Origin of the sequence: Enterocloster sp. 210928-DFI.2.20 (assembly GCF_020554465.1) — a bacterium.
GTDB lineage: Bacteria > Bacillota > Clostridia > Lachnospirales > Lachnospiraceae > Enterocloster > Enterocloster bolteae.
In genome coordinates, this window is sequence record NZ_JAJCHK010000013.1 from 40,623 (window position 1) to 63,162 (window position 22,540).

General features: G+C 51.8%; 23 protein-coding genes. 5 read left to right on the forward strand and 18 right to left on the reverse strand.

The window, feature by feature from the left end:
- Positions 1-6: 6 nt before the first annotated feature.
- The 11 genes from yaaA to saoP form a co-directional block, all read right to left on the reverse strand.
- Positions 7-777 (reverse strand): peroxide stress protein YaaA, encoded by a 771-nt coding sequence (yaaA, locus tag LI015_RS13340; protein WP_002567476.1) that lies wholly within the window; start codon positions 775-777, stop codon positions 7-9.
- A 23-nt stretch (positions 778-800) separates the two neighbouring features.
- Positions 801-1,382, reverse strand: coding sequence for a signal peptidase I (gene lepB, locus LI015_RS13345; protein WP_195334564.1), 582 nt, complete (start codon positions 1,380-1,382; stop codon positions 801-803).
- A gap of 80 nt (positions 1,383-1,462) precedes the next feature.
- Positions 1,463-2,704 carry a glutamate-5-semialdehyde dehydrogenase gene (locus LI015_RS13350; protein ID WP_038281995.1) on the reverse strand — a complete coding sequence of 414 codons (1,242 nt, stop codon included), beginning with the start codon at positions 2,702-2,704 and terminating at the stop codon, positions 1,463-1,465.
- Positions 2,705-2,727: 23 nt separating this feature from the next.
- A complete protein-coding gene (locus LI015_RS13355) occupies positions 2,728-2,949 on the reverse strand; it encodes a DUF896 domain-containing protein (RefSeq protein ID WP_002567473.1) in 222 nt (73 codons plus the stop codon).
- A gap of 44 nt (positions 2,950-2,993) precedes the next feature.
- Positions 2,994-3,857, reverse strand: coding sequence for a glutamate 5-kinase (gene proB / locus LI015_RS13360; RefSeq protein WP_002567472.1), 864 nt, complete (start codon positions 3,855-3,857; stop codon positions 2,994-2,996).
- Positions 3,858-3,945: 88 nt separating this feature from the next.
- Positions 3,946-5,634, reverse strand: a complete 1,689-nt coding sequence (locus tag LI015_RS13365) for an NAD(P)/FAD-dependent oxidoreductase (protein ID WP_227125346.1) — start codon at positions 5,632-5,634, stop codon at positions 3,946-3,948.
- Positions 5,631-7,010: an NAD(P)/FAD-dependent oxidoreductase gene (locus tag LI015_RS13370; RefSeq protein ID WP_330628613.1), complete on the reverse strand. Its 1,380-nt coding sequence runs from the start codon at positions 7,008-7,010 to the stop codon at positions 5,631-5,633. The genes LI015_RS13365 and LI015_RS13370 overlap by 4 nt, the downstream gene beginning before the upstream one ends.
- A 152-nt stretch (positions 7,011-7,162) precedes the next feature.
- Complete coding sequence (locus LI015_RS13375) at positions 7,163-9,232, reverse strand: molybdopterin-containing oxidoreductase family protein (RefSeq protein WP_227125348.1); 2,070 nt, start codon at positions 9,230-9,232, stop codon at positions 7,163-7,165.
- A 16-nt stretch (positions 9,233-9,248) separates the two neighbouring features.
- Positions 9,249-9,878 carry a MerB-like organometallic lyase SaoL gene (gene saoL, locus LI015_RS13380; RefSeq protein WP_264468411.1) on the reverse strand — a complete coding sequence of 210 codons (630 nt, stop codon included), beginning with the start codon at positions 9,876-9,878 and terminating at the stop codon, positions 9,249-9,251.
- Positions 9,879-9,905: 27 nt separating this feature from the next.
- On the reverse strand, positions 9,906-11,258 hold the full coding sequence (saoX, locus tag LI015_RS28370) for an ABC transporter substrate-binding subunit SaoX (protein ID WP_302324931.1): 1,353 nt from the start codon (positions 11,256-11,258) through the stop codon (positions 9,906-9,908).
- Positions 11,259-11,284: 26 nt separating this feature from the next.
- The gene (gene saoP / locus LI015_RS13395) at positions 11,285-12,082 is read right to left on the reverse strand and encodes an ABC transporter permease subunit SaoP (RefSeq protein WP_264468415.1); all 798 of its coding nucleotides are present in this window, start codon (positions 12,080-12,082) and stop codon (positions 11,285-11,287) included.
- 342 nt (positions 12,083-12,424) lie between these two features.
- Here saoP and saoT point away from each other — a divergent pair, with 342 nt between their 5' ends.
- The 5 genes from saoT to saoA are packed head-to-tail and all read left to right on the forward strand — an operon-like array spanning position 12,425 to position 15,973.
- Complete coding sequence (gene saoT / locus LI015_RS28240; RefSeq protein ID WP_264468410.1) at positions 12,425-12,682, forward strand: thioredoxin-like (seleno)protein SaoT; 258 nt, start codon at positions 12,425-12,427, stop codon at positions 12,680-12,682.
- A complete protein-coding gene (saoE, locus tag LI015_RS13400) occupies positions 12,676-13,785 on the forward strand; it encodes an efflux transporter SaoE (protein ID WP_119205922.1) in 1,110 nt (369 codons plus the stop codon). Before saoT ends, saoE begins: the two co-directional genes overlap by 7 nt.
- A gap of 10 nt (positions 13,786-13,795) precedes the next feature.
- Entirely contained in the window at positions 13,796-14,323 is a 528-nt protein-coding gene (gene saoC / locus LI015_RS13405) for a Cys-Cys-COOH (seleno)protein SaoC (RefSeq protein ID WP_119205923.1), read from the forward strand.
- Between the two features lie 13 nt (positions 14,324-14,336).
- A complete protein-coding gene (gene saoB / locus LI015_RS13415; protein ID WP_311144034.1) occupies positions 14,337-15,113 on the forward strand; it encodes an ABC transporter substrate-binding (seleno)protein SaoB in 777 nt (258 codons plus the stop codon).
- 20 nt (positions 15,114-15,133) lie between these two features.
- The gene (gene saoA / locus LI015_RS13420) at positions 15,134-15,973 is read left to right on the forward strand and encodes an ABC transporter ATP-binding protein SaoA (protein ID WP_119205924.1); all 840 of its coding nucleotides are present in this window, start codon (positions 15,134-15,136) and stop codon (positions 15,971-15,973) included.
- A gap of 61 nt (positions 15,974-16,034) precedes the next feature.
- Here the strand turns inward: saoA and LI015_RS13425 are convergent, their stop codons facing one another.
- The 7 genes from LI015_RS13425 to LI015_RS13455 form a co-directional block, all read right to left on the reverse strand.
- Positions 16,035-16,433: a hypothetical protein gene (locus LI015_RS13425; protein WP_002567468.1), complete on the reverse strand. Its 399-nt coding sequence runs from the start codon at positions 16,431-16,433 to the stop codon at positions 16,035-16,037.
- A gap of 162 nt (positions 16,434-16,595) precedes the next feature.
- Positions 16,596-18,293 carry a putative polysaccharide biosynthesis protein gene (locus tag LI015_RS13430; RefSeq protein ID WP_002567467.1) on the reverse strand — a complete coding sequence of 566 codons (1,698 nt, stop codon included), beginning with the start codon at positions 18,291-18,293 and terminating at the stop codon, positions 16,596-16,598.
- A gap of 5 nt (positions 18,294-18,298) precedes the next feature.
- Positions 18,299-19,471, reverse strand: coding sequence for a DUF3048 domain-containing protein (locus LI015_RS13435; protein ID WP_002567466.1), 1,173 nt, complete (start codon positions 19,469-19,471; stop codon positions 18,299-18,301).
- The gene (gene ybeY, locus LI015_RS13440) at positions 19,468-19,965 is read right to left on the reverse strand and encodes an rRNA maturation RNase YbeY (protein ID WP_002567465.1); all 498 of its coding nucleotides are present in this window, start codon (positions 19,963-19,965) and stop codon (positions 19,468-19,470) included. Before ybeY ends, LI015_RS13435 begins: the two co-directional genes overlap by 4 nt.
- 20 nt (positions 19,966-19,985) lie before the next feature.
- Positions 19,986-20,984 carry a PhoH family protein gene (locus tag LI015_RS13445; protein ID WP_002574484.1) on the reverse strand — a complete coding sequence of 333 codons (999 nt, stop codon included), beginning with the start codon at positions 20,982-20,984 and terminating at the stop codon, positions 19,986-19,988.
- Positions 20,981-22,240, reverse strand: coding sequence for a sporulation protein YqfD (locus LI015_RS13450; RefSeq protein ID WP_002567463.1), 1,260 nt, complete (start codon positions 22,238-22,240; stop codon positions 20,981-20,983). The genes LI015_RS13445 and LI015_RS13450 overlap by 4 nt, the downstream gene beginning before the upstream one ends.
- Positions 22,241-22,258: 18 nt before the next feature.
- The gene (locus LI015_RS13455; RefSeq protein ID WP_002567462.1) at positions 22,259-22,528 is read right to left on the reverse strand and encodes a YabP/YqfC family sporulation protein; all 270 of its coding nucleotides are present in this window, start codon (positions 22,526-22,528) and stop codon (positions 22,259-22,261) included.
- Positions 22,529-22,540 lie beyond the last annotated feature (12 nt).

Here is a 22,540-nt window from a genome sequence, read left to right on the forward strand (position 1 = left end):
CCTGTTTTATTGTTCCCTAATCTTGATAAATACGTATTCCTTATCCCCGGATTTCTCCTGGCAGTAGCGATACCCCAGACGGTCAAACCCCTTAAGCCCCTCCGCGTCCCGGACGCCCCGCTCCGCCATAAACCGGACCATCTCTCCTCTGGCCATCTTGGCCTCGGTGGCTTTCACCTTTACCTTAAGACCGCCTGTTCCGTCCTCTGCAAGGGTTCCGAACACACAGGTCACATAATCAATATGGGCTTCCAGATAGGGTTCCACTGCCCTGCTGTATTCTTTTGAGGCCAGATTCACAATCAATGTCTCATCCGCGGCCAGTTCCCGGCAGATAGAGCTTCCCCAGTAGTCATAAAGGCTTTTGATACCTGACGGAAGCTCCACCTTTGCCTGCATCTCCAGGCGGTACGGCACGATGCCGTCCAGGGGCTTAAGGATACCGTAAAACCCGGACAGAATGCGCAGATGCTCCTGCACATAATCCCACTGTCCCTGCTCAAACACCCCAGGCGCCATGTACTGATACTGGATTCCCTCGTAGGATAAGAGGGCCGGGGTCAGGCGCCTTTCAAGGTCCATCTCTTTAAAACGGCCGTAATTAAGCAGAGCTATCTTTTCATTGCACTGCCACAGCTTCCTGGCCTGGTCTAAGTCCAGGCCCTGTATGTATCTCTTCAGTTCTTCTGCCCTGGAAAGGAAACAGGGAAGATTCGCCCATTCCAGCTCGTCTTCCCTGATATTCATTTTCTTGGCAGGCGATATGATTATCTTCATCCTGTCTCTTACTCCGTTTTCTCTTATTCCACTTTCTCTATCTTTGGAAAATACGTAAACAGCACCTTGGCTATAATCTTGTCCTTCTCCACAAACTGGTTCTTCCAGAACCGGGCATCCAGGGAATTGTTCCTGTTGTCTCCCATCATGAAGTAGCATCCCTCCGGCACTGTATAGGGACCGTAGGAGCCTTCCATTGGTTCGGGAAGGTAGGGTTCGTCAAGGGGCGTGTCTGAATCATTGATATAGACTTTTCCGTCCACCACGCTCACGGTTTCACCGGGAAGCCCTATGACACGCTTTACGTAGTAGATTTTTCCCGTTGGATCGTCCGGGAAATGGAAAATCACCACATCCCCTCTCTCAGGGTCGCTGGTCAGATAGGACAGCCTGGATCCGATGACACGGCTCTTGGACATGATGGTATTCTCCATGGAGCCGGTTGGCACACGGCTGTTGGCTATGATAAAGTTGTTAAGGACCAGGGCGATGATGACCGCTGCCACGATAATCTGTATCCAGCTGATAATCTCCTTTTTCCAGCTGAAGGGTTCTTCCTCCTGCTGTTTCCTGCTCCTTTTCCTGCTTATTTCCTCTTCGAGCATATATATTTCCTCTTTTCCTGCATTCTGTCTGACAAAGCCGGGAACAAATGTAAAATGTCCCGGCTCCTCTGTAGCTGTAATCAGCGAATCTGTCCATCTCCGTAAATAATATACTTGGTAGTGGTCAGTTCCTTAAGGCCCATGGGGCCTCTGGCGTGAAGCTTCTGGGTGCTGATGCCGATTTCTGCTCCGAAACCGAATTCCTCACCGTCTGTAAAGCGGGTGGAAGCATTGACGTAGACAGCCGCAGCGTCCACCTCATTTAAAAATGTCTGGGCATTGAAATAATCAGAGGTCACGATTGTTTCCGAGTGACCTGTATTGTAGGTATTGATATGGCGGATGGCCTCATCCACAGAGTCCACCAGCTTTAAGGACAGGATATAATCCAGGTACTCCCTGCCCCAGTCCTCCTCGGTGGCTCTGACAAAGGAAGGTTCAATGGCACAGGCGTCCTCGTCTCCCCGGATCTCCACCTGCTTTTCCTCCAGCTTCTTCCTGAGAAGGGGCAGGAATTCCTTTGCAATGCTCCTGTGCACCAGAAGGGACTCGCATGCATTGCACACGCCGATTCTCTGGGTCTTGGCATTGAAGATAATGTCCAGGGCCATATTCTGGTCCGCGGAAGCGTCCACATATACATGGCAGTTGCCGGTGCCCGTCTCTATGACAGGGATGGTGCTGTTCTCCACCACGGTCTTTATAAGTCCCGCCCCTCCTCTGGGGATGAGCACGTCAATGTACCTGTTCAGGCGCATCAGCTCCCTGGTGGTATCCCTGCTGGTATCCTCAATCAGCTGGACCGAATCCTCGGGCAGGCCGGCGCTTGCGAGTCCGGCGCGCAGGCACCGGGTAATGGCCATATTGGAATGAAGGGCGTCGCTTCCGCCCTTTAAGATAACCGCATTTCCTGATTTGAAGCAGAGGCCGAAGGCGTCTGCCGTCACATTGGGGCGTGCCTCATAAATCATGCCGATAACCCCCAGAGGCACACGCTTCTGCCCAATCTGAAGGCCGTTGGGGCGAAGCTTCATGGACAGCACCTCTCCCACAGGGTCCTCCAGGGAGGCCACCTGCAGCAGGCCGTCCGCCATGGCCTGAACCCTGGCCGGCGTCAGCTTAAGACGGTCCAGCAGTCCCTGGCTCATGCCGCCGGACCTGGCCTTCTCATAATCCATAGAATTGGCCTCCAGGATTTCCTCCTCGCCTTCCAGCAAAGCCCTGGCCGCTTCCTCCAGTCCCATATTCTTCTCCCTGGAGCCCAGGGTACCCAGTACACGCGATACTTCTTTGGCACGGCTGCCTATTTCATTCAATGTCATCATAATCTCCCCTTCACAATGCATCAGACTTCCTTGATTCCGCCATGTTTCTTTCCCAAATCCGTGATGGAGCCGTCCGGCTCCTTGATGGATATGTTGTTCAGGTTATTGCGGAGGCTTCCCCGTATAGCTGCAACGTACTCCTGGCGCAGCCGGGCCTGTTCCTCCTTCTCCTCCTCTGTCAGCCCCACTGACTGGGACTTGTGGTACAGTTCGTTGATGCGGTCAATCCTTGACGCGTCCATACATTCACCTCTTTCAGGGCCTGGCGCCCGGCCGGGCGCCTTCCCTAGTATTCATTGTTCAGATAATGCATCAGGTCAAAATCCAGATTGGTATGGGCCAGGAACAGGGTTCCCTTTTCCTTTCCCGACATGATGTCCAGTATGACATCCACCTGGTCTCCGTTGGCTATGACCATATCGGCTCCGCTGTCCGTGGCAATCCGGGCCGCTGCCAGCTTGGCCGACATTCCCCCGGTACCCACGTCGCTGCCCGACGTATCCTTGCCCATACGCAGGAATTCCGGCGTAATTTCAGGCACCAGGCTGATAAATCCGGCCTCCGGGTTCTCCCTGGGGTCATCTGTGTAAAGGCCGTCTATGTCAGACAGCAGGATGAGCAGGTCTGCCCCGATCAGAGCCGCCACAATGGCTGACAGCCGGTCATTATCACCGAAGCTGTCCACATATGGAATCTCCGAGGTGGATACCGTATCGTTTTCATTGACAATGGGTATGGTTCCCAGGTTTAACAGCTCGTCAAAGGTATTCTGGGCATTGTACCTGGAAGAATCATTGACCATGGTGTCCTTTGTGAGAAGGACCTGGGCAGCTGTCTGGTTGTATTCCGCAAACAGCTTCTGGTAAATCATCATGAGCCTGGCCTGGCCCACAGCCGCAAAGGCCTGCTTCTCAGCAAGGGTATCCGGCTTCCTGTGACGGCCCAGGGCCTGCCGCCCCGCCGCAATGGCGCCGGAGGACACCAGGACCACGTCCTTTCCCTGTCCCCGCAGGTCGCTGACAACCCGCACCAGCTTTTCTATCTTCATCAGGTTCACTTCCCCTGTCTGAGCATGGGTAAGGGAAGATGAGCCAATTTTAATCACAATCCTCTGTTTATCCGCAAGATTCTGACGTTCCTGGGTTTCCATGATATACTCCTTTATCTCATCAAACGATTCCTGTTTATCTTACACCAATTTACAGGTCACGTCAATTTCTATGTTGTAAATGTTCCTGTCATGTTTTAGCCACTGTCCGGGACGGACGTAAGGGGCTGTACCTGCGGATAATCTCTTCTGCCGTCTTGATTCCGTCCATGGCTGCCGAGGTAATTCCCCCTGCATAACCCGCTCCCTCACCGCAGGGAAAGATTCCCTTTACAGGGCTTTCCATTCCCTGGTCCCTGGGAATGCGGACCGGGGACGAGGTACGGCTCTCAATACCAGCCAGGATGGCATCCGGCCGGTCAAAGCCGCGAATCATGGTTCCAAATCCTTCCATTCCTTCCATGAAAGCCCGGGACAATGGTTCCGGAAACAGCTCCCTGAGATTGGCAAAGGCATACCCGCCCCTGAAGGCGGGATTCACACCGCCAAATCCCTCTGAGACACGGCCTTCCTTAAAATCACCGTAGAGCTGTATCGGTATGTTTCCCTTTCCCAGGCAGAAAGCGGTCTCCTCCAGGCGCCTCTGGAACCGGATTCCTGCCATGGCATCCCCAGGCGCTTCGCAGCCCCGGTCTGTTCCGGCTCCAGTCTCCATCCCGCAGAAATCTTCCGGCGTGACCGTAACAATAATGGCGCTGTTGGCATTTTCCCCTGCCCTGTCATGATAGCTCATGCCGTTGACCGCCAGGCGGCCCGGCTCAGAGGACGCATTGACCACGTAGCCTCCGGGGCACATGCAGAAGGAATAGACTCCTCTTTCGTCAGAAGCCTTCCATGTAAGCTTGTAGCTGGCCGGCCCCAATTCACCGCATTCCTTCATGCCATACTGGCTCTCATTGATCAGCGTCTGGGAATGCTGTACCCTCAGTCCCACCGCGAATGCCTTTGGCTCCATGGGGATTCCTCTGGCCAGCAGGGTCTCAAAGGTATCCCTGGCGCTGTGTCCGATGGCCAGCACCACTGTCTCCGCCTCAAGAACCTGGCTGCCGTTGACAACAAGGGCTTTTATGCGCCTGGATTCCCCCGGCTCCCCCTCCGTCACAAAATCCGTTACCTGGCTTTGGAAAAGGACCTGGCCTCCCAGCTTTTCAATCTCTGTCCGTATGGATTTGACAATGCGGCTTAATACATCGGTTCCGATGTGGGGCTTATTCACATACAGGATAGACGGGTCCCCGCCGAACTCTGTCAGTATGCGCAGCACTTCCCTGTTTCTTCCAAAGGTATCCTTTACAAGGGTGTTAAGCTTTCCGTCAGAAAATGTTCCTGCCCCGCCTTCCCCGAACTGCACATTGGAGGACGGGTCAAGCTGCCCTGTTTCCCAGAACCGGGCCACCCGGTCCGTCCTCGCGTCCACGTCCTCCCCCCGTTCCAGAAGTATGGGCATGTACCCCTTTCTGGCCAGCATAAGGCCGCAGAACAGTCCGGCCGGGCCGGTGCCGATAATGACAGGCCGGCCCGCCATACACTCAGTACCCGGCTCAGGAAGCCGGTAGGGTGCTTCCTTATGGACCGCCACATTCCGGTCCTTCAGCCTGCGCACCAGCTTTTCCTCCTTCTGGAGTCCGGCCTGCCTGATTCCTATGTCCACCACGTAACTGTACCATATATCCGGCTTCTTTCTGGCGTCCACGGACTGCTTGACGATGGTAAGCTTCTCTATCTCCCCTGACGGAACACGCAGTACCCTGGCAGCTTTCTCCAAAAGGCTGGCCCTGTCGTGTCCCAGGGGCATTTTTAACTGATTAATACGAATCATTTTCTGTTCCTCTTTCCGTCTGGGGCAGGGGCATATGCCCCATGTGCCGCCGCCTTATTTGCGCCTGCCTCATGTTTCCCAACGGAATGTCCTCCCGCCGCATGTGTCCCCGCTATCATACCGCTGGACCAGGCAAACTGCAGGTTGTATCCGCCGCAGATTCCATCCACATCCAGCAATTCTCCCGCCAAATACAGATTAGCATGAAGCCTGGATTCCATGGTGGCGGCATCCACCTCACCGGTGTCCACCCCGCCGCAGCACACCTGGGCATTGGCAAAGGGATTCACTGACATGACAATGGCTTCATAGGACTTTATCTGTCCCAGAAGCAGTTTCAGCTGTTTTGGGGACAGATCCCCGGACTTCTGGGACGGTTTAATGCCTGCCAGCTTAATGAGAACCAGGGCCAGCTTCTTGTTCAGCAGACCTGTAAACAGTTCCTCCACCGTCTTATGGCCCAGAAGAGACGCGCGCTTTTTAAGCAGGCCAAAGGCCTCACCGTCATCCCAGGACGGCATAAAGTCCACCAGGGCTGTGACCCTCTTACCCTGGTCCAGGGCCCTGGCCGCAAACCGGCTGACCTGGAATACAGGGATGCCGGACAGGCCGTAGTCTGTCAGCTGCAGCTCTCCCCTGTCCCGGGCCAGCAGTTCACCGGCCGCCATGAGCTTTACCCCGGCCTCCGTACGGATACCCGCCATCTGCCGGTACAGGTTTCCCTGGCACCGCAGCTGCACCAGGGCGGGAAGGGGTTTAATTACCCGGTGTCCCAGTCTCCCTGCCAGCTCATAGCCGCTTCCGTCTGAACCGGTGGACGGAGCTGCCTTGGAGCCGGCTGCCAGAATCACTGCGTCCGCGTCCAGTATGCCCTGGTCTGTATACACTTTATAACGGACGTGACCGCCGCCGGCCGCCGGCTCTATCTTCTCCACACGGCACGAAAGAAGCACCGCCACGCCCAGTCGCTCCACCTCGCTGCGGAGCACGTCTAACACAGCCGATGCCTGGTCCGAATTGGGATAAATATATCCGTTTCTGTCCTTTGGCTCTATTCCAAGACCTTTAAAAAAAGCCAGGGTCTCATCCACCCCAAAGCCCCGGATAACTTCCATGGGAAACTCCTTCCGGCCGCAGCGGTAACAGTCCGCCTCCATCCGCAGATTGGTCAGGTTGCACCTGCCGTTGCCCGTGGACAGGATTTTCTTTCCCACCCGGTCCATGTGCTCCACAATGGTCACATGGGCCCCGTTCCTGGCCCCGCCAATAGCCGCAGTCAGTCCCGAGGCCCCGCCTCCTATGATGACGATTCGTTTTCTCATGATTGTTCCAAAGCTCCTTATCCTGCTCTTAATGCTCTTAAGTTTACACCCCATTTTATATGTTTTTCTGCCACATTTCAACTGTTTCCTGTTATTTACGGCACCGGACTGCCAAAAGACCGCCCAAACAGCTGCCTTAAATCCTGGTATTCGCAGAAAGGACCGGATTCCCAGTGCGGAAATCCGGTCCCTTTTATAACATTGCCTTATGCCCTTCTGATTCTGCATGGAATGGCTTTAAACGCAGGAAATCCGGATATATCATCCCTGATTTCCATGCTGTTTACATCGTTGATATTGCCCTCTCTCCACGCCTCTGAATGATAGCTGCTGCCGCCTCCCGAAAACACATGTATGGTTCCGGGATGCATGGGCGTGATTCTGGCCCGGAAACGCTTTGTCCCAAAGGCAGTTTCCACATCCACCTCACACCCGTCTTCTATTTCCAGCCTCGCTGCATCCAAAGGGTCAATATCTGCTGTGGGATACGGGTCCAGAGCTGCCAGAGCCTCTATATTGGGGCCAAAGGAGCTGTATCTGACAGGGCTCCTGTTGCCACAGGTCATAACAAACTCAAATCCGGCTTTTAATCCCGGCTCCTCACTTATATCCTTATACACAGGATATCCTGTATACCCCATATCCTCCAGCACAGTGGACGATATCTCAAATTTTCCTGATGGGGTGGGAAATCCCTTCCGTCCATCGGATCTGAGTCCGCCTGTCTCATATTTCCTGTAGATCCGCTTATTTTCAAATACAATGCCCTCCGGGTGCTCCTTCAGACGTTCCAACAGGGACTCCCTTCCCTTAAAGGCTTGTCCATAGAGTTCTTCCTTATTTTTTGGGAAGGCATCCGGCCTGCCCATATATTCCGCCAGCTGCTGGTAAATGAACAAATCCGCCTTTGCTTCTCCTACCGGTTCGATTATCTGTTCCCTCAGCCGTATACCGCCCGGATATTCACAAAATGAATCATTTTCCCACAGCGTGGTGGCAGGCAGCACCACATCCGCATACTTTGCATCCTCAGTCATGAACCGGTCCAGGACCACCATAAAATCCAGCTTCTTATATACCTGGCGCCACAGTTTTTGTTCCGGATAGGAAATGGCAGGCGATGCCGCCCGGATCAGAAGTCCTCTTACCGGATAAGGTACATCGTGAAGCACCGCATTGGGGAATTCCATGAACTGTCCGCATCCGGTCAGTCCATAAAACACAGGATATTGTTCCGCTCCCAAAGGCATGATTTCCTGCTTTGTGGCAGGTTTCCTGGTGGGTATTCCAGTGCCGTTAATATAAATGCCGCCTTCCACATCCACCTTGCCTGTTATTGCCCACAGAATCTGGATGGCACGGTTATTCTGCACCCCGCTCAGCTGATACTCCAGTCCTGTATAGGAAACAAGGGATATTTTTTCCGTTGAAAGGAACAGACGTGTAAGCTCTTCTATTATCCGGACCGGTATACCGCAGCACTTTGAAAGCCGGTCAACCGAAAGGGTTTTAAGATATGCTTCATATGCCTCAAATCCCCTGGTATAGTTCTTCACAAATCCTTCGTCGTACAGATGCCTCTCCAGGATCAGCTTTGTCATGGCCATTGCAAGAGCTCCGTCGGATCCTGGTATGATTGGCACCCACATATCCGCCATTTCTCCCATTCCTGCCCTGCATGGGTCTATGACAACCAGCTTCGCGCCCCGCTCTTTCGCCTCCAGGATTGCCCGATAGGCAGACAGCGGGCCTGAATCCGTCTTTGGATTTTTTCCCCAGCAGAAAATAATTTCACTGTGTCCTATATCCTTTACCAGCACGGCCTCTGTCACACCATAGGTGGTCATGGGGGTAAATACGCAGGAGGACGTATTGCAAATGGAACCCGGCCCCATATCATTGGGTGAGCCGAACACGCGAAACAGGCCCGCGTTTGCCCTCATGCTGTCCTCCAGACCGCTCCCGCCATAATAGCTGGCCAGTGCCTGGGGGCCATAATTCCTGATGATGTCCAAAAAACCACGGGAGGCACATGTAAGGGCCTCATCCCATGTGGCGCGGCGGAATCTTCCTTCCCCTTTTTCCCCGCACCGGATCAGAGGATGCAGTATCCTTTTTTCACTGTACACAATCTCCGGCGATTTCTTTCCCCTGGGACAGACCCTTCCCCTGGGGGATTTAGAATCAGCCTCCACTTTTACAAGCCTTCCGTGCTCCAGGGTTGCCACAATATCACATTTATTGTGGCACATCCCGCACACCCCTCTTTTTTCCATCCCCATAACACCCCTTTTATACAAGAAACGTTTCCTTTGCTTCCTTTACCGCAAGGCCGATATCTGCTTTGATTACCTTTTCCATATCAAGCCCCATATCCCGTGCATATTGGTCAAACTCGTTCTCCGTACAGAAGAAATTCATGGCGTTTCAGCACGAACCCGCCCAGTTAGAAATTTCCTCCAGACAGAAGGAGAGCGCATATAAGCCTTTGGGCCAATGTTCCACACACTCCCCGCCTTTCATTTGCACACAGACATCATTTCCACATACACAGCAGGATGAATGAATCTGCGTATCCTCATGAAACGTAAACGTGGCCCCTATGGCGTCAATGGCACACATGGCCCAGAATTCCCTTCCGCCGGCAAGCGAGACGCGGTGCGCAGTGGGTAGCGCGGATACAGGATAAATAAAGTTGATATTCCCTTCCTCATCCGCTGAAAAACCGTCCCTGGAGTGAAGGACATCTAAAATATCCTGAAATTCATGCCTTCCGGAAAGGGTTATTCCCTCTAGCGCATCATACCCGTCCTGTTTCATGTGAAATGGCCTCTTATTATCAATAATAAAATTCATGATAGCAATGCGTACCTCATTTTGCTTTTCATTGAACTTTGCCTGAATATTCTGTCCCAAATTCATGCATCCTCTCTTGTACTTGTTTCTCACTTAATGTTTATGGTCACTCTGCGCCGCAGTGGTCTCTGCCGCTTTCTCAGCCGCCTGCTCCGCTGCCTTTTTATCACGCGCTTCCTGCTCTGCCTTCAGCTGGGCTTCATGGCCTTCCGCCGCCTTTGCCGCATCCTGTGCAAGCTGTTCGTCCGTGATATGGTCAATTTCCATTGCCTTTTTCAGCCACTCCTCGTACTCCATTCCCAACGGGAAATTCCCGTCCAAATCAATAGACTGGGCAAACACCTCAAAGCTTCCCAGACTGGCCTTTTCCACCCACTCCGGTTTACAGAACTCTTCCAGTGTGTCAAGGCTTGTCCGCTGTTCCGGGTCAATGTTAAACTTATCATACTGGGCAAAACGGTTTTTAATGTTATCCTCGCTGAATTCCCATGTAATGGTGCGTCCTTCTTTTACACACTTCATGTACATGGTCCTCAGTCCGACGATCTGCGTGGTTCCAAATGTATCCGCAAAAATCATGGATGCGTTGTACGGGTGGAGATACATATACTGTATAGCCAGTCCGTGAGCCAAAACAAGTCTCTTGGCCAGTTCTTCATGTTCCTTGGCGAAATCCTGCTGCATTGCATATACGCAGCACATACCCCATCCTGTTTCCTTATCAGAGGAGATATCAGCTCCCCATCCTGTACACATAATATGTCCGATACCTTCGGACTCTGCCTGTGAGGCATAGGGGTCTCAGCAGGTAAAGGCCGCCAGCTGCCCTGCCTTCATTGCTATCAGCGCGTCAGAGGAGCCCATGGAAATGGCTTCATATTCCCCGTCTGCCGGGTCTGGAGACAATCCCAGCTCCTCTGCCCAGGTATGCCACTCCGGACGGTATTTAACACTCTCGCCTCCGATGGCAAGTTTCTGTCCCTTAAGCTGCTCCGGGTCAGTAATGTCATTGCTCACAACCAGATACCGGGAACCTCCCAGGTGATTAGCCGCCGCCATATATAGCGGGGCTCCGTTTTTGGACGCGTCAATGGCGCTGTCAATTCCCAGATACCCTACATCCATCTCCCCTGAGGACATGGCCTCCGCGATTTTGCCTGTCTTTGTAATGTTTACCTTCAGTCCCAATGCATCGTAAATTCCCGCGCCCTGTCCCACAAGTGCCGCCACCATGTGGTCACAGTTGTTATATCCCATTTCCACCACAAAATTCTTGTCCGTAGCCGGAATCTCGCCAAGTACATCCTTATATTTGGCAACCTCCACAGCAGGGTCATAATCAGTGGAAACGGTTACACTGGTCTGAGTACTGTCCTTGCAGCCGGCCAGTGCCGTTACCAGCACTCCGATTGCAAGGGCACTTGAAAATACCCTTTTCTTTTTCATATGTCCGCTCCTTCAATCATAAAGTATCAGTCAACTTTCCATTTCAAGAGGATTGATTCAACCAATAACATCCCCTTGTCAATCACAAAGCCTATCAGTCCCGCAATAATCATGTACGCCATCATGACATCCGTCCTCATACGGCCTTGCGCCTCTACCATACAGTAACCGAACCCGGCACTCGTCGCGATGAACTCCGCTCATATGACGGACATCCATCCTGCGCTGATGGCCAGTCTTACGCCGGTAATCACTCCCGGTAAGGCGCCCGGCATGATTACATCCCTGATTACATCCCACGTGTTTGCGCCCATGCTCCTCACCGCGTGGTAATAGTCCCGGCTGATATCCTGTACTCCCGCAATTGTATTCAGGATAAGGGTAAATACCCCGCTGAACGCAATCATAAAAATCGTGGGGCCGTCCCCCAGACCAAACCACACAATGGAAAGGGGAACCCAGGCCATAATGGGCACCTGGCGCAGGGAATTGATAAATGGCGCTATGGCTTTCATGAGTTTAGGGGAATACCCCATTAACAGGCCTATGGGAAATCCTATCAGACAGGCATACAGTACGCCTGTCAGCACACGTCTCATTGTTATTCCTATATTGCGCAGGACATATAAATCCCGAAGGCTGTCAAACACACTGTAAACCACACTCTCTAATGTGGGAAATATAAAAAAGTTGTTTGCCATGTGGGCGCCAAAAAACCATATGACTGCTATCAAGGCCACGGCCGCAGGCGTGTAGTAATTAAAGCCTTCCCCTGACAGCTTTTTCCAGTTTCTCCTGTCCTGTCTTTTGACTCCCACAATCATTCTGCTGACCTGCTTTTCCTGACTGTTAAGCTTATGTTTTTCCTCCATTTTTTCACCTCCTCACTGGTAATCTTTTCATAACGATATGAGTTTACCATGGCTTTTCAGAGAAGTATAATAGTTAATCTCTATTTACCTTTCATTCCCCATAGAATAATTAAATCCCCCTTCCCGTACTGTCCTTCACCACATTTTTATGGATTTCTCCGCCCATAAACAATGCATTTATCTATGCTTTCAGGCCCATCCATACTATATTTCTATACGTGTTTATTTCAACCATTTATTATGTTATAATTCCTGCGAATGGAAAAAAATACAAGTAAAAAGGAGGAAGCAGACATGAACAAACCATGTATTGAATATATTTGCGCATGTGCATGATGCGAGGTTTATATAGGGTTCGTTGAATCCTTAAGGAAAGAATACGAAGGAAGGCTGGAAGTCGTCATATACAAAACCGGCAAAGATTTCGATTATATCAAAAAGTACGGCGCGGTAACCAAAAGCATGCTGGTTATAAATGAATCCAAGGCCATTAAGAAATTAAGCCGTGAATCCATAACCGCGGCATTTGAGGAGGCAATACAATCTTGTTAAGTGAATTCGCTGCATTTATCTACCACGTCTGTTACTCCGCACTTAATATGCTGAACAGCGCCTCTGTCTGGATGGTCATAAGCTTTGCCATAGCAGGAGCTTTACATGAATTCCTGAGTCCTGAAAAGATGAAAAAGAGCTCTATCTGTTCGTCCAGAATTTCCGGTGTATTCTGGGTCACTGTGTTCGGCATGCTGATTCCCATATGCAGCTGCGGAACCATCCCCCTGGGAATCAGCCTGTACTATTCAGGTGCATATCTGGGACCCACGCTGGCATTCATGACATCCTCCCCCATGATAAATCCCATTGCAGTGATTCTCTGCTGGGGGCTTTTAGGAAAAGAAATTACTATTATATATGTAATTACCGGATTTGTGGCTCCCATGCTTATCGGAATGGCTGCAAACAGATTTGGAGGAAGCGAGCTTCATTTGCCTGGAATCGGGGAACAAGACGGCCAGCCAGCCATCCTTCTGGAAGAGGAAGCGGTCTCCTTTAAGGACAAGCTGCTGTCCGGGCTTAAGTGGTCCTTTACCGAACTGTCGGTCACTGTGTGCAAGTATGCGGTAAGCGGAATGTTGATTGCCGGCCTGATTTTTAACATATTCCCCCAGTCAGCTGTGCAGACGTATCTGGGGAATCCGGGAATCATCTCTCTTTTTGGAATCACGGTGGTGGCCGCTCTCATGTATGTGTGCGCGGTGGGACATATTCCCTTTATAGCGGCCCTTGTGGCCAGCGGAGCCGCACCGGGAGTTGCGATTACATTTTTAATGGCCGGCGCCTCCACCAATATCCCGGAACTTCTGACCATCAACCGGACCATCGGAAAACGCGCCATGATTATGTATTTTTTTATGGTGACAGTGATTTCCAATATTGTGGGGTATATCACAAACCAGCTTCTCATGCCTGGATTTAAGCCTGTGCTGGATTATGACGCCTCGCAAAAAACAATCCGTGCTGCCAACAAACTGATTTTCACCGCGCCCCTGTGGCTGAAATACCTCTGCAGCTTTGTCCTGATCGCCTACGCATGCGTGGCCCTGGTGCGTATCATAAAAAAACAAATTGGCAGCCAGACAGCTGAACTTATTTAGGAGACGAGTGATGACTAAAAAACCAACAAGGCTGGCTCCTTATAAACGGATCGCACTGTATACGGTCCTCCTTTTATCCGTCTGCCTCCTTGCCTTTTCCGCCAGCAGATATCTTCAGAAGCAGGCAGAGGAAAAAAACTCCGGCAGGCGCAGGCTGGCATTTGCCCCTGCCGTGGAAAAGGACAACGAGGCTCTGCTTGCCTTTAAAAAGGAATTCCCTGACAGAGAAATTTATCTGGCCTGCCAGGAAGATGTGACGGATGACGGGATATCCGATCTGTTAGTCATATATAAAGAGGGCTCCCTGGTCCGCTTTGTAACCGCCATGGGCCAGGACGGCGGCGGTTATGTTTACACGGATCCCATTCCGGCTCCCATTGAAAACCAGGGCATACAATTTAAAAACATAGACCACGAAGGAGAGATGGAGTTCATTATCTCCGGAGAAAAAAACGGACAGGCCGGATATGCCATCTACCGCATCATTGATGGACAGCCAAAAGATCTATTCGGCGATGGCATGGACAACTGCTGCTGAAAGGAGCATCCATATGAATACAACCAAAAAAGCCTTACTGTGTACGGCAGTCATCCTTACAGCCTGTTTTCTCGGGATATCCCTTTTTCCAAAGGATAACTCCGGAGCAGACCAGGGCCTGCTTCGCATCGGTGCCGGGGACGATATATCCGGTTATCTGATGGATGAAACCTTAAGTCACTGCGGCAGCACGGTCCAGGGAGAAAAGGCAGTCGAATCCTTTGAATTCAACGACTGCTGAAACAATACCGCACAATGGGCTTTACGCTCAGAGGAAATTGACATTGCATTTTATTGCAGTCATATGGCATCCCATCTGATTGAGGACACGCGGTTCATGATATACGCCCCTGTCATCATGAACTCCGATGTGCTGATTTACAGCATCACGGATATGGAGCAGATATCCCACATAGGCATCAGCCAAGGCCGGAAACACCTGTCAAAGATGGTGTCGGAAGCCTATCCGCAGATCACGGAAATCTCAGAAATCAGTCCAAGGGTTCTGGGCTACTCCCTTGAAACAGGGCAGATTGACGCCGCGGTTATGGATATCACCAAAGCAGTCCTGGTGCCTGGCACGTCCATTGCCCCCATATCAGATGAGGATTATATCTCTTATGTCCTGGTTGTACGAAAGGATGTGGTGGACACAGATCCCTTCAGGAAATTTGTGGACGCCTATAACAAAACAGTCCGGGAATTAAGCCGGACCGGAAAATTTTCTGAGGATATAAATGCTGGAGGGGTTCTTCCTGATTCCGTCCACATTAAATTTCTGGAGATTTAAAAGAAAGAAGGAAGATAATTATGTCTATTACTGTGCAGGAACTGAGCAAGAGTTTTGAGAACAAACGCGGAGCCAAGGAGCGGACCGTTGTTTTGTCAGACATCAGTTTTGAAGTCAGGGACGGGGAATTCGTCTCCCTGTTGGGTCCCTCCGGCTGCGGAAAGACAACCACGCTTACCATCATAGCCGGTTTTCAGCCGCGGGACAGCGGAAAAATTTTTGTAAATAACCGGGAAGTGACAAAGCCCGGTCCTGACCGCGCCTTTGTATTCCAAAACTACGCTCTTCTTCCATGGCTGAAGGTGGGTGAGAACATTCTCTATCCCATGAAAAAAAGAAAAATTCCAAAAGCGCAGCGTGAACAGCGTCTGAAGGAACTTCTTGAGATGGCGCAGCTTCAGGATTATGCCAACTACTATATCCATGAGATATCAGGCGGAATGAAGCAGCGAGTGGCTCTGCTGCGCGCGCTTGCCTGCGACCCTGAGGTTCTGCTCTTAGACGAACCCCTGGGAGCAGTGGATTTCCAGATGCGGCAGCTGCTGCAAAAACAGCTGGAGCAGATGCTTCAGGCAAAAAAAACCACGGCGCTAATGGTCACCCACGATGTGGACGAGGCAGTCTATCTCAGCGACCGTGTCATCGTCATGTCCAGGGAAAAGGGAAAGATACTGGCCGATATCGCCATAGACATTCCCCGTCCCCACGACAGGACCAGCGAAGTCTATCACCATTATATGGACGAACTTACCCATGTGCTCAGTTCTGCCTTAAACGGCGATGTAAAGAACTCTGAGGATGAAGATCTTTTGGACTTCATCCAGAAAAACGAGAAAAAGGGACATCTGGCCACCGCGTAGACCGCAGCCTGCCGCGCAGGCTGGCGATTGCGGCATAGCCGTATCCCATCAGCTTGTATACTCAGCTTGTATACGATTCCAAATAATGGTATACATCCATCATGGACGGAAACCATATGCCCTCCATCAGCTTCTCCCTCTCCTTTTCCGGAAAATCCGTGACAGGAATATGGGTATAGAGGCAGATGGTGCTGCGGTCGCTGCAGAATACCAGGAGAAAGCCGGACTCCGACACAAGATAGTATTCTTCTGCCGGAGAAACGCTTTCCAGTATTGGCTTTACCTGTTCCTGGTTCATGGCGGCCCTGTCATCCACATCGTTGACTGTCTCCGTCTCAATGACCGTATTGGGAACTGCCTGTTCCTGCCTGACGCTATACCGGGTAATTCCATACGCAACAATGAGACACACAATGGATGTGACTGCAAACAGGGCAAAGCAGTATAATAACTTCTTCATGCACTAACCTCCTCGCCGGCCCAGGCCCCGCCATGCCGGTCAGCATGGCGCCGGACGCCGCTTTAAGGTTAGTATCTGCTTTCTTATTCTGTTTTAATCATGCATTCTCAAATTTTTCCTGATAAATACAACAAACATACAACAAACATGCCCTTTTGTCTCTTATCCCAGAAGCCGGAACCGGTTCAAAAGACGGACCAGTCTCCTTCCTCCCGGCATTCCCTTTAGCTCCTCCTCCTCCACTGCCCTGAACCTTACAAGGAGCACGGCATAGACCAGGATGGCCACTGCCACCGAGGGGAACACCACAATGGCCATACCCATCCTGCCCCTCATCAGCTGGTCAGGAAGCAGGGCGTAAATGCCTCTGTATACCCCATAAGCGGCCGCTCCCATGAAGCCGGCGCATATTGTGGGCAGGATGAGCGTTCTCTTATATTCCTGCCTGTATCTGGCAAACCTGGCAATGGCATGTCCGTTTAACAGACACATCACAAGGGCAAATATAATATTGGCAAACACCACACTGTAAATTCCCATCTTAAATACCATAAGGAACACTTCCAGCACCGCCACATGAATGACCAGGGCAATGACGGCATGGCGTATGGGCACGTCCATATGGTTCAGGCCCTGGAGGACGGCGTTTGTAACAGTTGACAGGGAGTAGAATACCACGGCCAGGGAACCAGCCATGGAGAGCCGTATCAGCATGGTATTGTCCTCACTGATAAACAGCAGGTTGCAGACCGGCTTAGCCAACACCGTAATTCCCACTGCTGCCGGAATGGCAATCAGCAGGGAAAAACGGATGGAGGTTGCAATCCGCTCCAGCTTCTCCTTTCTGTTCCTGTTTGCAACCGCCCTTGTGAGGGACGGTATCAGAGAGGATGAAAGGGCGTTGGAAACAGCCACCGGTATATTAAAGAGCAGCTGGTACTGTCCCAGCACACCCCAGTAGGTGGCAATGGAATCCTCCATATACCCCAGCTTGTCCATGCCCTGGCCGAACAGGTAATTGTCCACCACATTGGAGCAGTTGTAGATGCCGCTGCTGATGACAATGGGCAGCACGGTAATGGTGAGCACATAAAATATCCGGCGGTAGCTCTCCGTCCTCCCCGACACATCCTCCCGGACCATCTGCCTTCTCTCCCGCCCTTTGGATGCGGTAAGGCATATAAAAAACAGAAAAGCCGTGAGCGCTCCTGCCCCGGTGCCGATGGTGCCGCCCGCAGCCCCCAGCGCATAGGAATAATCCTTTGCCCCCTGGGCAGCATTAATGGACGTACCCACGCCAAAGAGAATTCCGGCTGCGACCACGCTGACCACCGCGTTGACAATCTGTTCTAAAATCTGTGATACGGCCGTTGGCACCATGGTGCCCGTCCCCTGGAAATATCCTCTGAGCACGCCCAGATATGCCATGATCCAGATGGTGGGCGCCAGGGTCTTTAAGGCGTACCGGCTGAAAGGCGTCTTGATGAGTTGTGCGAACAAATCCGCCCCAAACCACAGAACCACCGCCGCTATGCCTCCCACTGCCGTAGCATAAATAAGAGCCGCTTTTAAGATGCGGCTGCAGTTTCTGTGCTCCCCCCTTGCCAGCCGGGCAGATATCATCTTCGACACTGCCACCGGCATGCTGTAGGAGGATAATATAAGGAGGATATTATACACGTTGAAGGCTGACGTATAATATCCGTTTCCCTGTTTTCCGATAATGTCGTTAAGGGGCATCCTGTAAAGCATGCCGATAATGCGTACCACGATACCGGCCATGGCCAGGATGCTTCCCTGTATGACAAAATTAGCTGCTTTCTGTTTCCTGGTTTTTTTCCTGCTTGTCCTTGGATTCATGTTTATTACTGTGTATCCTCATTTCCGATAATTTCCGACTTGGCAAAGTCCCTGGTGGGAATGATGCAGACCCATGTCTTTCCCTGATTCAGCACAACTTCATCGTGGTTGGCATCGAAGTAACGGGTGGGACCGAATTCTCCGTCCTTTTCCCAGTTAATAGGAATCGCTTTGCCGTCAGTCATAAAATACCCGCATTCCGTAGTATGTACATTGATATCCAGATAATCCGTGGTGGCGTAATGACCGGTCTGGCAGTACTGGAAAATCACATTTTTCACCGCAACAGGCCCTTCATCCCCCTGATGGATGCCGCCGTACTGGTAACGGTGGTAAAGCCCGTCCGAAGGGTCGTACACAAAGTATGCCTGGTTCATGATATATCCGGTCTTTGCCGTGCCTGCGTCCATGACTCCCGGACGCTCTGTCAGGGATGCCTCCCTGCCGTCCCTGGCAAAAAGATAATGGCCCTTGTAGGACGGGGCGTAAGACTGGGTGTACCCCAGCTTCTCTATGGAGGCCGTAATCCTGTCCCCGCTGGTATATGCATTATGAGGCGATTTCTTGTCCTTTGTGCGGTAAAAGGCCAGATCGCCGATGGCGTCCAGACCGTTGATATGGTCCACATTTTTCAGGTAAGGCTTGGCAAAGGTGCTCTGTCCAAAGTGTACATAGACAGCGTCAAACTCCCTGGCAAAATAGGTGTAGTAGGTCCGGCAGCTGCGCACGGAACCAATGCGTTCCAGACCGTCGTAATCCTCTATCAGGGCCATGTACCGGTTCATGCCTCCCTCCACCGGCGCCTCATAGACCACCCCCGCCCTGTTAATGCCGTACTGGGGCCTGGCTTCCTTGTCATTGCTCATCATCACAGCCGCGGGCCGGCGGTTTCCCTTGGCGGTTTCCACCATCTGGCCGGTCAGATAGCTGCGAATCATACCGTTTTCCTCTGTCCGTTCCTCAGGAAGATAAAATGCCGGCAGGTTTCCGGTGTCCTCCTTTTTTGTCTCCGGGTCAGACCGGATGATGATATCGGGTTCAGCGGCCTCAGTGGTGGCAGGAGGCTCCTGAACCGTGGTTGCTTCCACGCTGGCTTCCCTGGCGCAGCCCGTCAAAAGGACTGCTGCCGTCAGTCCTGCCGTTAAACCGATTGCCATCCATCTGAACCCGTTTCTCATCTTGTATACCCCCTGGTTTCCAGTATCTCTTTCTGCTTTTCCTCCATCACCAGCCGCTCGCCGTCCTCCATATGGTCGTAACCAAACAGGTGGAGCATGCTGTGGGCTGTCAGGAAGGCCAGCTCCCTGGTCTGGGAATGGCCGTATTTCTCAGCCTGTTCCTCCACCTTATCCACGGAAATCACAATATCCCCCAGCATCAGCTCTCCGGTTTCAGGATTGAAGTAATCCTCCACAGCCTCCTCCACATGGTCAAAATCCGATGGCGACTCATAATCCACCATAGGAAAGGACAGCACGTCCGTGGGAGCGTCAATCTGACGGTGCTCCCGGTTGATTTCCTGTATGGCGTCATTGTCCGTAAGAATGACATTGACCTCTGCCTCATAGGGACAGCCCTCATAATCCAGGGCAGCCAGCACAGTGTCCTCGATGATTTCCCGGTAGGGCAAATCCAGTACCTTTTCTGCTTCGTATTCAATTGAAATGGTCATACTCACTTCTCCTTGGCGGATTAATTCCGCTCCCGTATCCTGCGCCGTCCTGCAGGCGGGGTATTCTTTTGTTCATATGTCTCATAGGCCTGTACAATTTTCTGCACCAGCGGATGACGCACCACGTCGGAACTGGTCAGGTAGCAGAACCCGATGTCGTCAATCCGTTTCAGCACCTTAAGGGCAGTGTCCAGACCGGAAACAGCGCCTCCCGGAAGGTCCTTCTGGGTCTGGTCTCCTGTTATGATGACCTTGGAGCCAAAACCGATTCTGGTCAGGAACATCTTCATCTGGGCCGGGGTGGTGTTCTGGGCCTCATCCAGGATAATGTAGGCGTTGTCCAGGGTTCTTCCTCTCATGTAGGCCAGGGGCGCCACCTCAATAAGCCCCTTCTCCGAATTGTGGAGATAGCTTTCCGCCCCCATAATCTGGTACAGGGCGTCATAAAGAGGACGCAGATACGGGTCAATCTTGCTCTGGAGATCACCCGGCAGGAATCCCAGCTTTTCTCCGGCCTCAATGGCCGGCCTGGTAAGGATAATGCGCCCCACCTCGCCGTTCTTAAAGGCCTGGATGGCCATGGCCATGGCAAGGTATGTCTTTCCCGTGCCGGCCGGTCCGATGCCGAACACAATCATCTTCTTGCGGATAGCATCCACATAATGCTTCTGCCCCAGCGTCTTTGGCTTTACCGGCTTGCCGGATATGGTCCGGCATATGATATCCTTGTCAATCTCCAGAATCTGCCCGTCATTCTCCGTAAAAGACAGGGACAGGGCATAATCCACGTTTTGTTCCGTAATGGTATTGCCCCTCTTGGACAGTTCAATCAGGTTGTTGAACACGCTTTTTGCCTGGCCTATAGTTTTCTCTGGTCCGATAATTTTTATTTCGCCGTCCCTGGCTATCATGGTCACATGCAGGGTGCGCTCTATCTTCTTTAAGTAGGTGTCAAATTGTCCGCAGACATTCCGCTCATGCTCTGCGGGAATGTCAATCATTGTCTCAATTACACTCATTCAGCAGTTATTGTCTCCTCTGGTTTTTCTCCCGGCTCTCCGCCGGAATTCATATCAGGCTCCGCTGCCGGCTGTGTCTTAACAATGGATTCCTCTGTGACGAGTTCACCTGTCAGACGGCATTCAGAAACACTTGTTTCTATTCTATCATTATTTTCAAGAATTTGTACCCCCTTTTCCTCTAAATTTTTGACAAATTGGTAATTTATGGCTTTTGACAGCTCCTTTAACTCATCCTCCCTGTAATTTCTCTCATAAGCAGCCATTTCCCGGCCCTGTATGGCGCCTATATAGACAGGAAGATAGAAATTGGAAAACAGCCTCAGCTGTTTTTCCTCCATGGAATAATCCCACTCCCCCTGTCCCCTTACCGGGGTCAGGAAGGTAAAGGACCAGGCCCCGGCCTTCATGTACCACCCTCTCCGCCTGCGCCCCGTATGGACACGTTCCTGATGCAGCAGAGGAAATGTTTTCTCATATTGTTTGACGGTTCTGGCCACAATATCCGCATCCGCGTGAACCATGTAGGCATTGATCTCCTCCTCGTTGTCACCAATAATGGGTACCCGGCCGCTGACCAGTACCTGTCCCTCCTCCACCTGGTCCCCCACACAGACCTGGGCAACCCCCTGGCGCACCACCATGGAGGTGATGATTCCGGGCTGGGACGCCACAATGTCGCAGGGTGTCTCGTCCTTCTCAGGGATAGTGGACAGCACCTCGTTTTCCTTGATGTGGATGAGCAGCCTTGTGCCGGAAACACGGGCAGACACCCAGGTTATCTCGGGAAAGCTTGTGCGCATGGAGGCTTCCAGATCCTCGCAGTTAATCCTGGCCTTTAGCATGCCGTAATCAATGTCCTGGGTGTCCAGAAAACGGACCAGAGTATCGTAGGTATACCTGTAATTACCCTCAAACTGGATATCCCAGATAAACAGGGACATGACGTAAAGCACCAGGAAAAAGGCCATGATTCCGGCACCGTAATACCAGCGCTTCCTGTGCCTGTAAATAAAAAATGGGAGGCCGAAACGGCCGGTAATGTGCAGCCTTACCTGTGCCTTGCGCACCAGGGGCTTCACCCGGCGGTATCCTTCCACAGTCATAAAAAACTCATAATCCCCGTCCCGGTTGCATATCAGTCCCCATACCTCCAGACCCCTGGCATTGCAGAGATTCAGGAAACGTTCCGGTGAATAGCCGTGAAGACGGAGTCTTACATATCCTTCCCAATTATGTAACAGCCATTCAATCAAACAGGCCCCTCCTTTGATTTATGTTTCAAATTCCAAAGAACCGACCTGGCCGGTTATCTTCATCTCCTCCGCCGTATAATAATCAATCTTTAAGCGGGCTCCGTGAATCACCACCTTGCAGTTCCTGGCCTGGAGCTTAATCAGGGTATCCGTGTAAATCAGGATGCTCCTGTAATTTTCCACATTCACCTGGCTCCTGCCCACAAAGCTTATAAGCACATCCCCCAGAATCACGTCCCGGGGCAGCCCCAGTGCGGATACGGCTGTTTTCTTTGGTTCCCATGACATACGCCCACGCTC

What these genes read in the sequence shown, in the direction of transcription:
- yaaA (WP_002567476.1), bottom strand. Translation starts at nt 777, where the DNA reads ATGAAGATAATCATATCGCCTGCCAAGAAAATGAATATCAGGGAAGAC.
- lepB (WP_195334564.1), bottom strand. Translation starts at nt 1,382, where the DNA reads ATGCTCGAAGAGGAAATAAGCAGGAAAAGGAGCAGGAAACAGCAGGAG.
- LI015_RS13350 (WP_038281995.1), bottom strand. Translation starts at nt 2,704, where the DNA reads ATGACATTGAATGAAATAGGCAGCCGTGCCAAAGAAGTATCGCGTGTA.
- LI015_RS13355 (WP_002567473.1), bottom strand. Translation starts at nt 2,949, where the DNA reads ATGGACGCGTCAAGGATTGACCGCATCAACGAACTGTACCACAAGTCC.
- proB (WP_002567472.1), bottom strand. Translation starts at nt 3,857, where the DNA reads ATGGAAACCCAGGAACGTCAGAATCTTGCGGATAAACAGAGGATTGTG.
- LI015_RS13365 (WP_227125346.1), bottom strand. Translation starts at nt 5,634, where the DNA reads ATGATTCGTATTAATCAGTTAAAAATGCCCCTGGGACACGACAGGGCC.
- LI015_RS13370 (WP_330628613.1), bottom strand. Translation starts at nt 7,010, where the DNA reads ATGGGGTGTAAACTTAAGAGCATTAAGAGCAGGATAAGGAGCTTTGGA.
- LI015_RS13375 (WP_227125348.1), bottom strand. Translation starts at nt 9,232, where the DNA reads ATGGAAAAAAGAGGGGTGTGCGGGATGTGCCACAATAAATGTGATATT.
- saoC (WP_119205923.1), top strand. Translation starts at nt 13,796, where the DNA reads ATGACTAAAAAACCAACAAGGCTGGCTCCTTATAAACGGATCGCACTG.
- saoA (WP_119205924.1), top strand. Translation starts at nt 15,134, where the DNA reads ATGTCTATTACTGTGCAGGAACTGAGCAAGAGTTTTGAGAACAAACGC.
- LI015_RS13425 (WP_002567468.1), bottom strand. Translation starts at nt 16,433, where the DNA reads ATGAAGAAGTTATTATACTGCTTTGCCCTGTTTGCAGTCACATCCATT.
- LI015_RS13430 (WP_002567467.1), bottom strand. Translation starts at nt 18,293, where the DNA reads ATGAATCCAAGGACAAGCAGGAAAAAAACCAGGAAACAGAAAGCAGCT.
- LI015_RS13435 (WP_002567466.1), bottom strand. Translation starts at nt 19,471, where the DNA reads ATGAGAAACGGGTTCAGATGGATGGCAATCGGTTTAACGGCAGGACTG.
- ybeY (WP_002567465.1), bottom strand. Translation starts at nt 19,965, where the DNA reads ATGACCATTTCAATTGAATACGAAGCAGAAAAGGTACTGGATTTGCCC.
- LI015_RS13445 (WP_002574484.1), bottom strand. Translation starts at nt 20,984, where the DNA reads ATGAGTGTAATTGAGACAATGATTGACATTCCCGCAGAGCATGAGCGG.
- LI015_RS13455 (WP_002567462.1), bottom strand. Translation starts at nt 22,528, where the DNA reads ATGTCATGGGAACCAAAGAAAACAGCCGTATCCGCACTGGGGCTGCCC.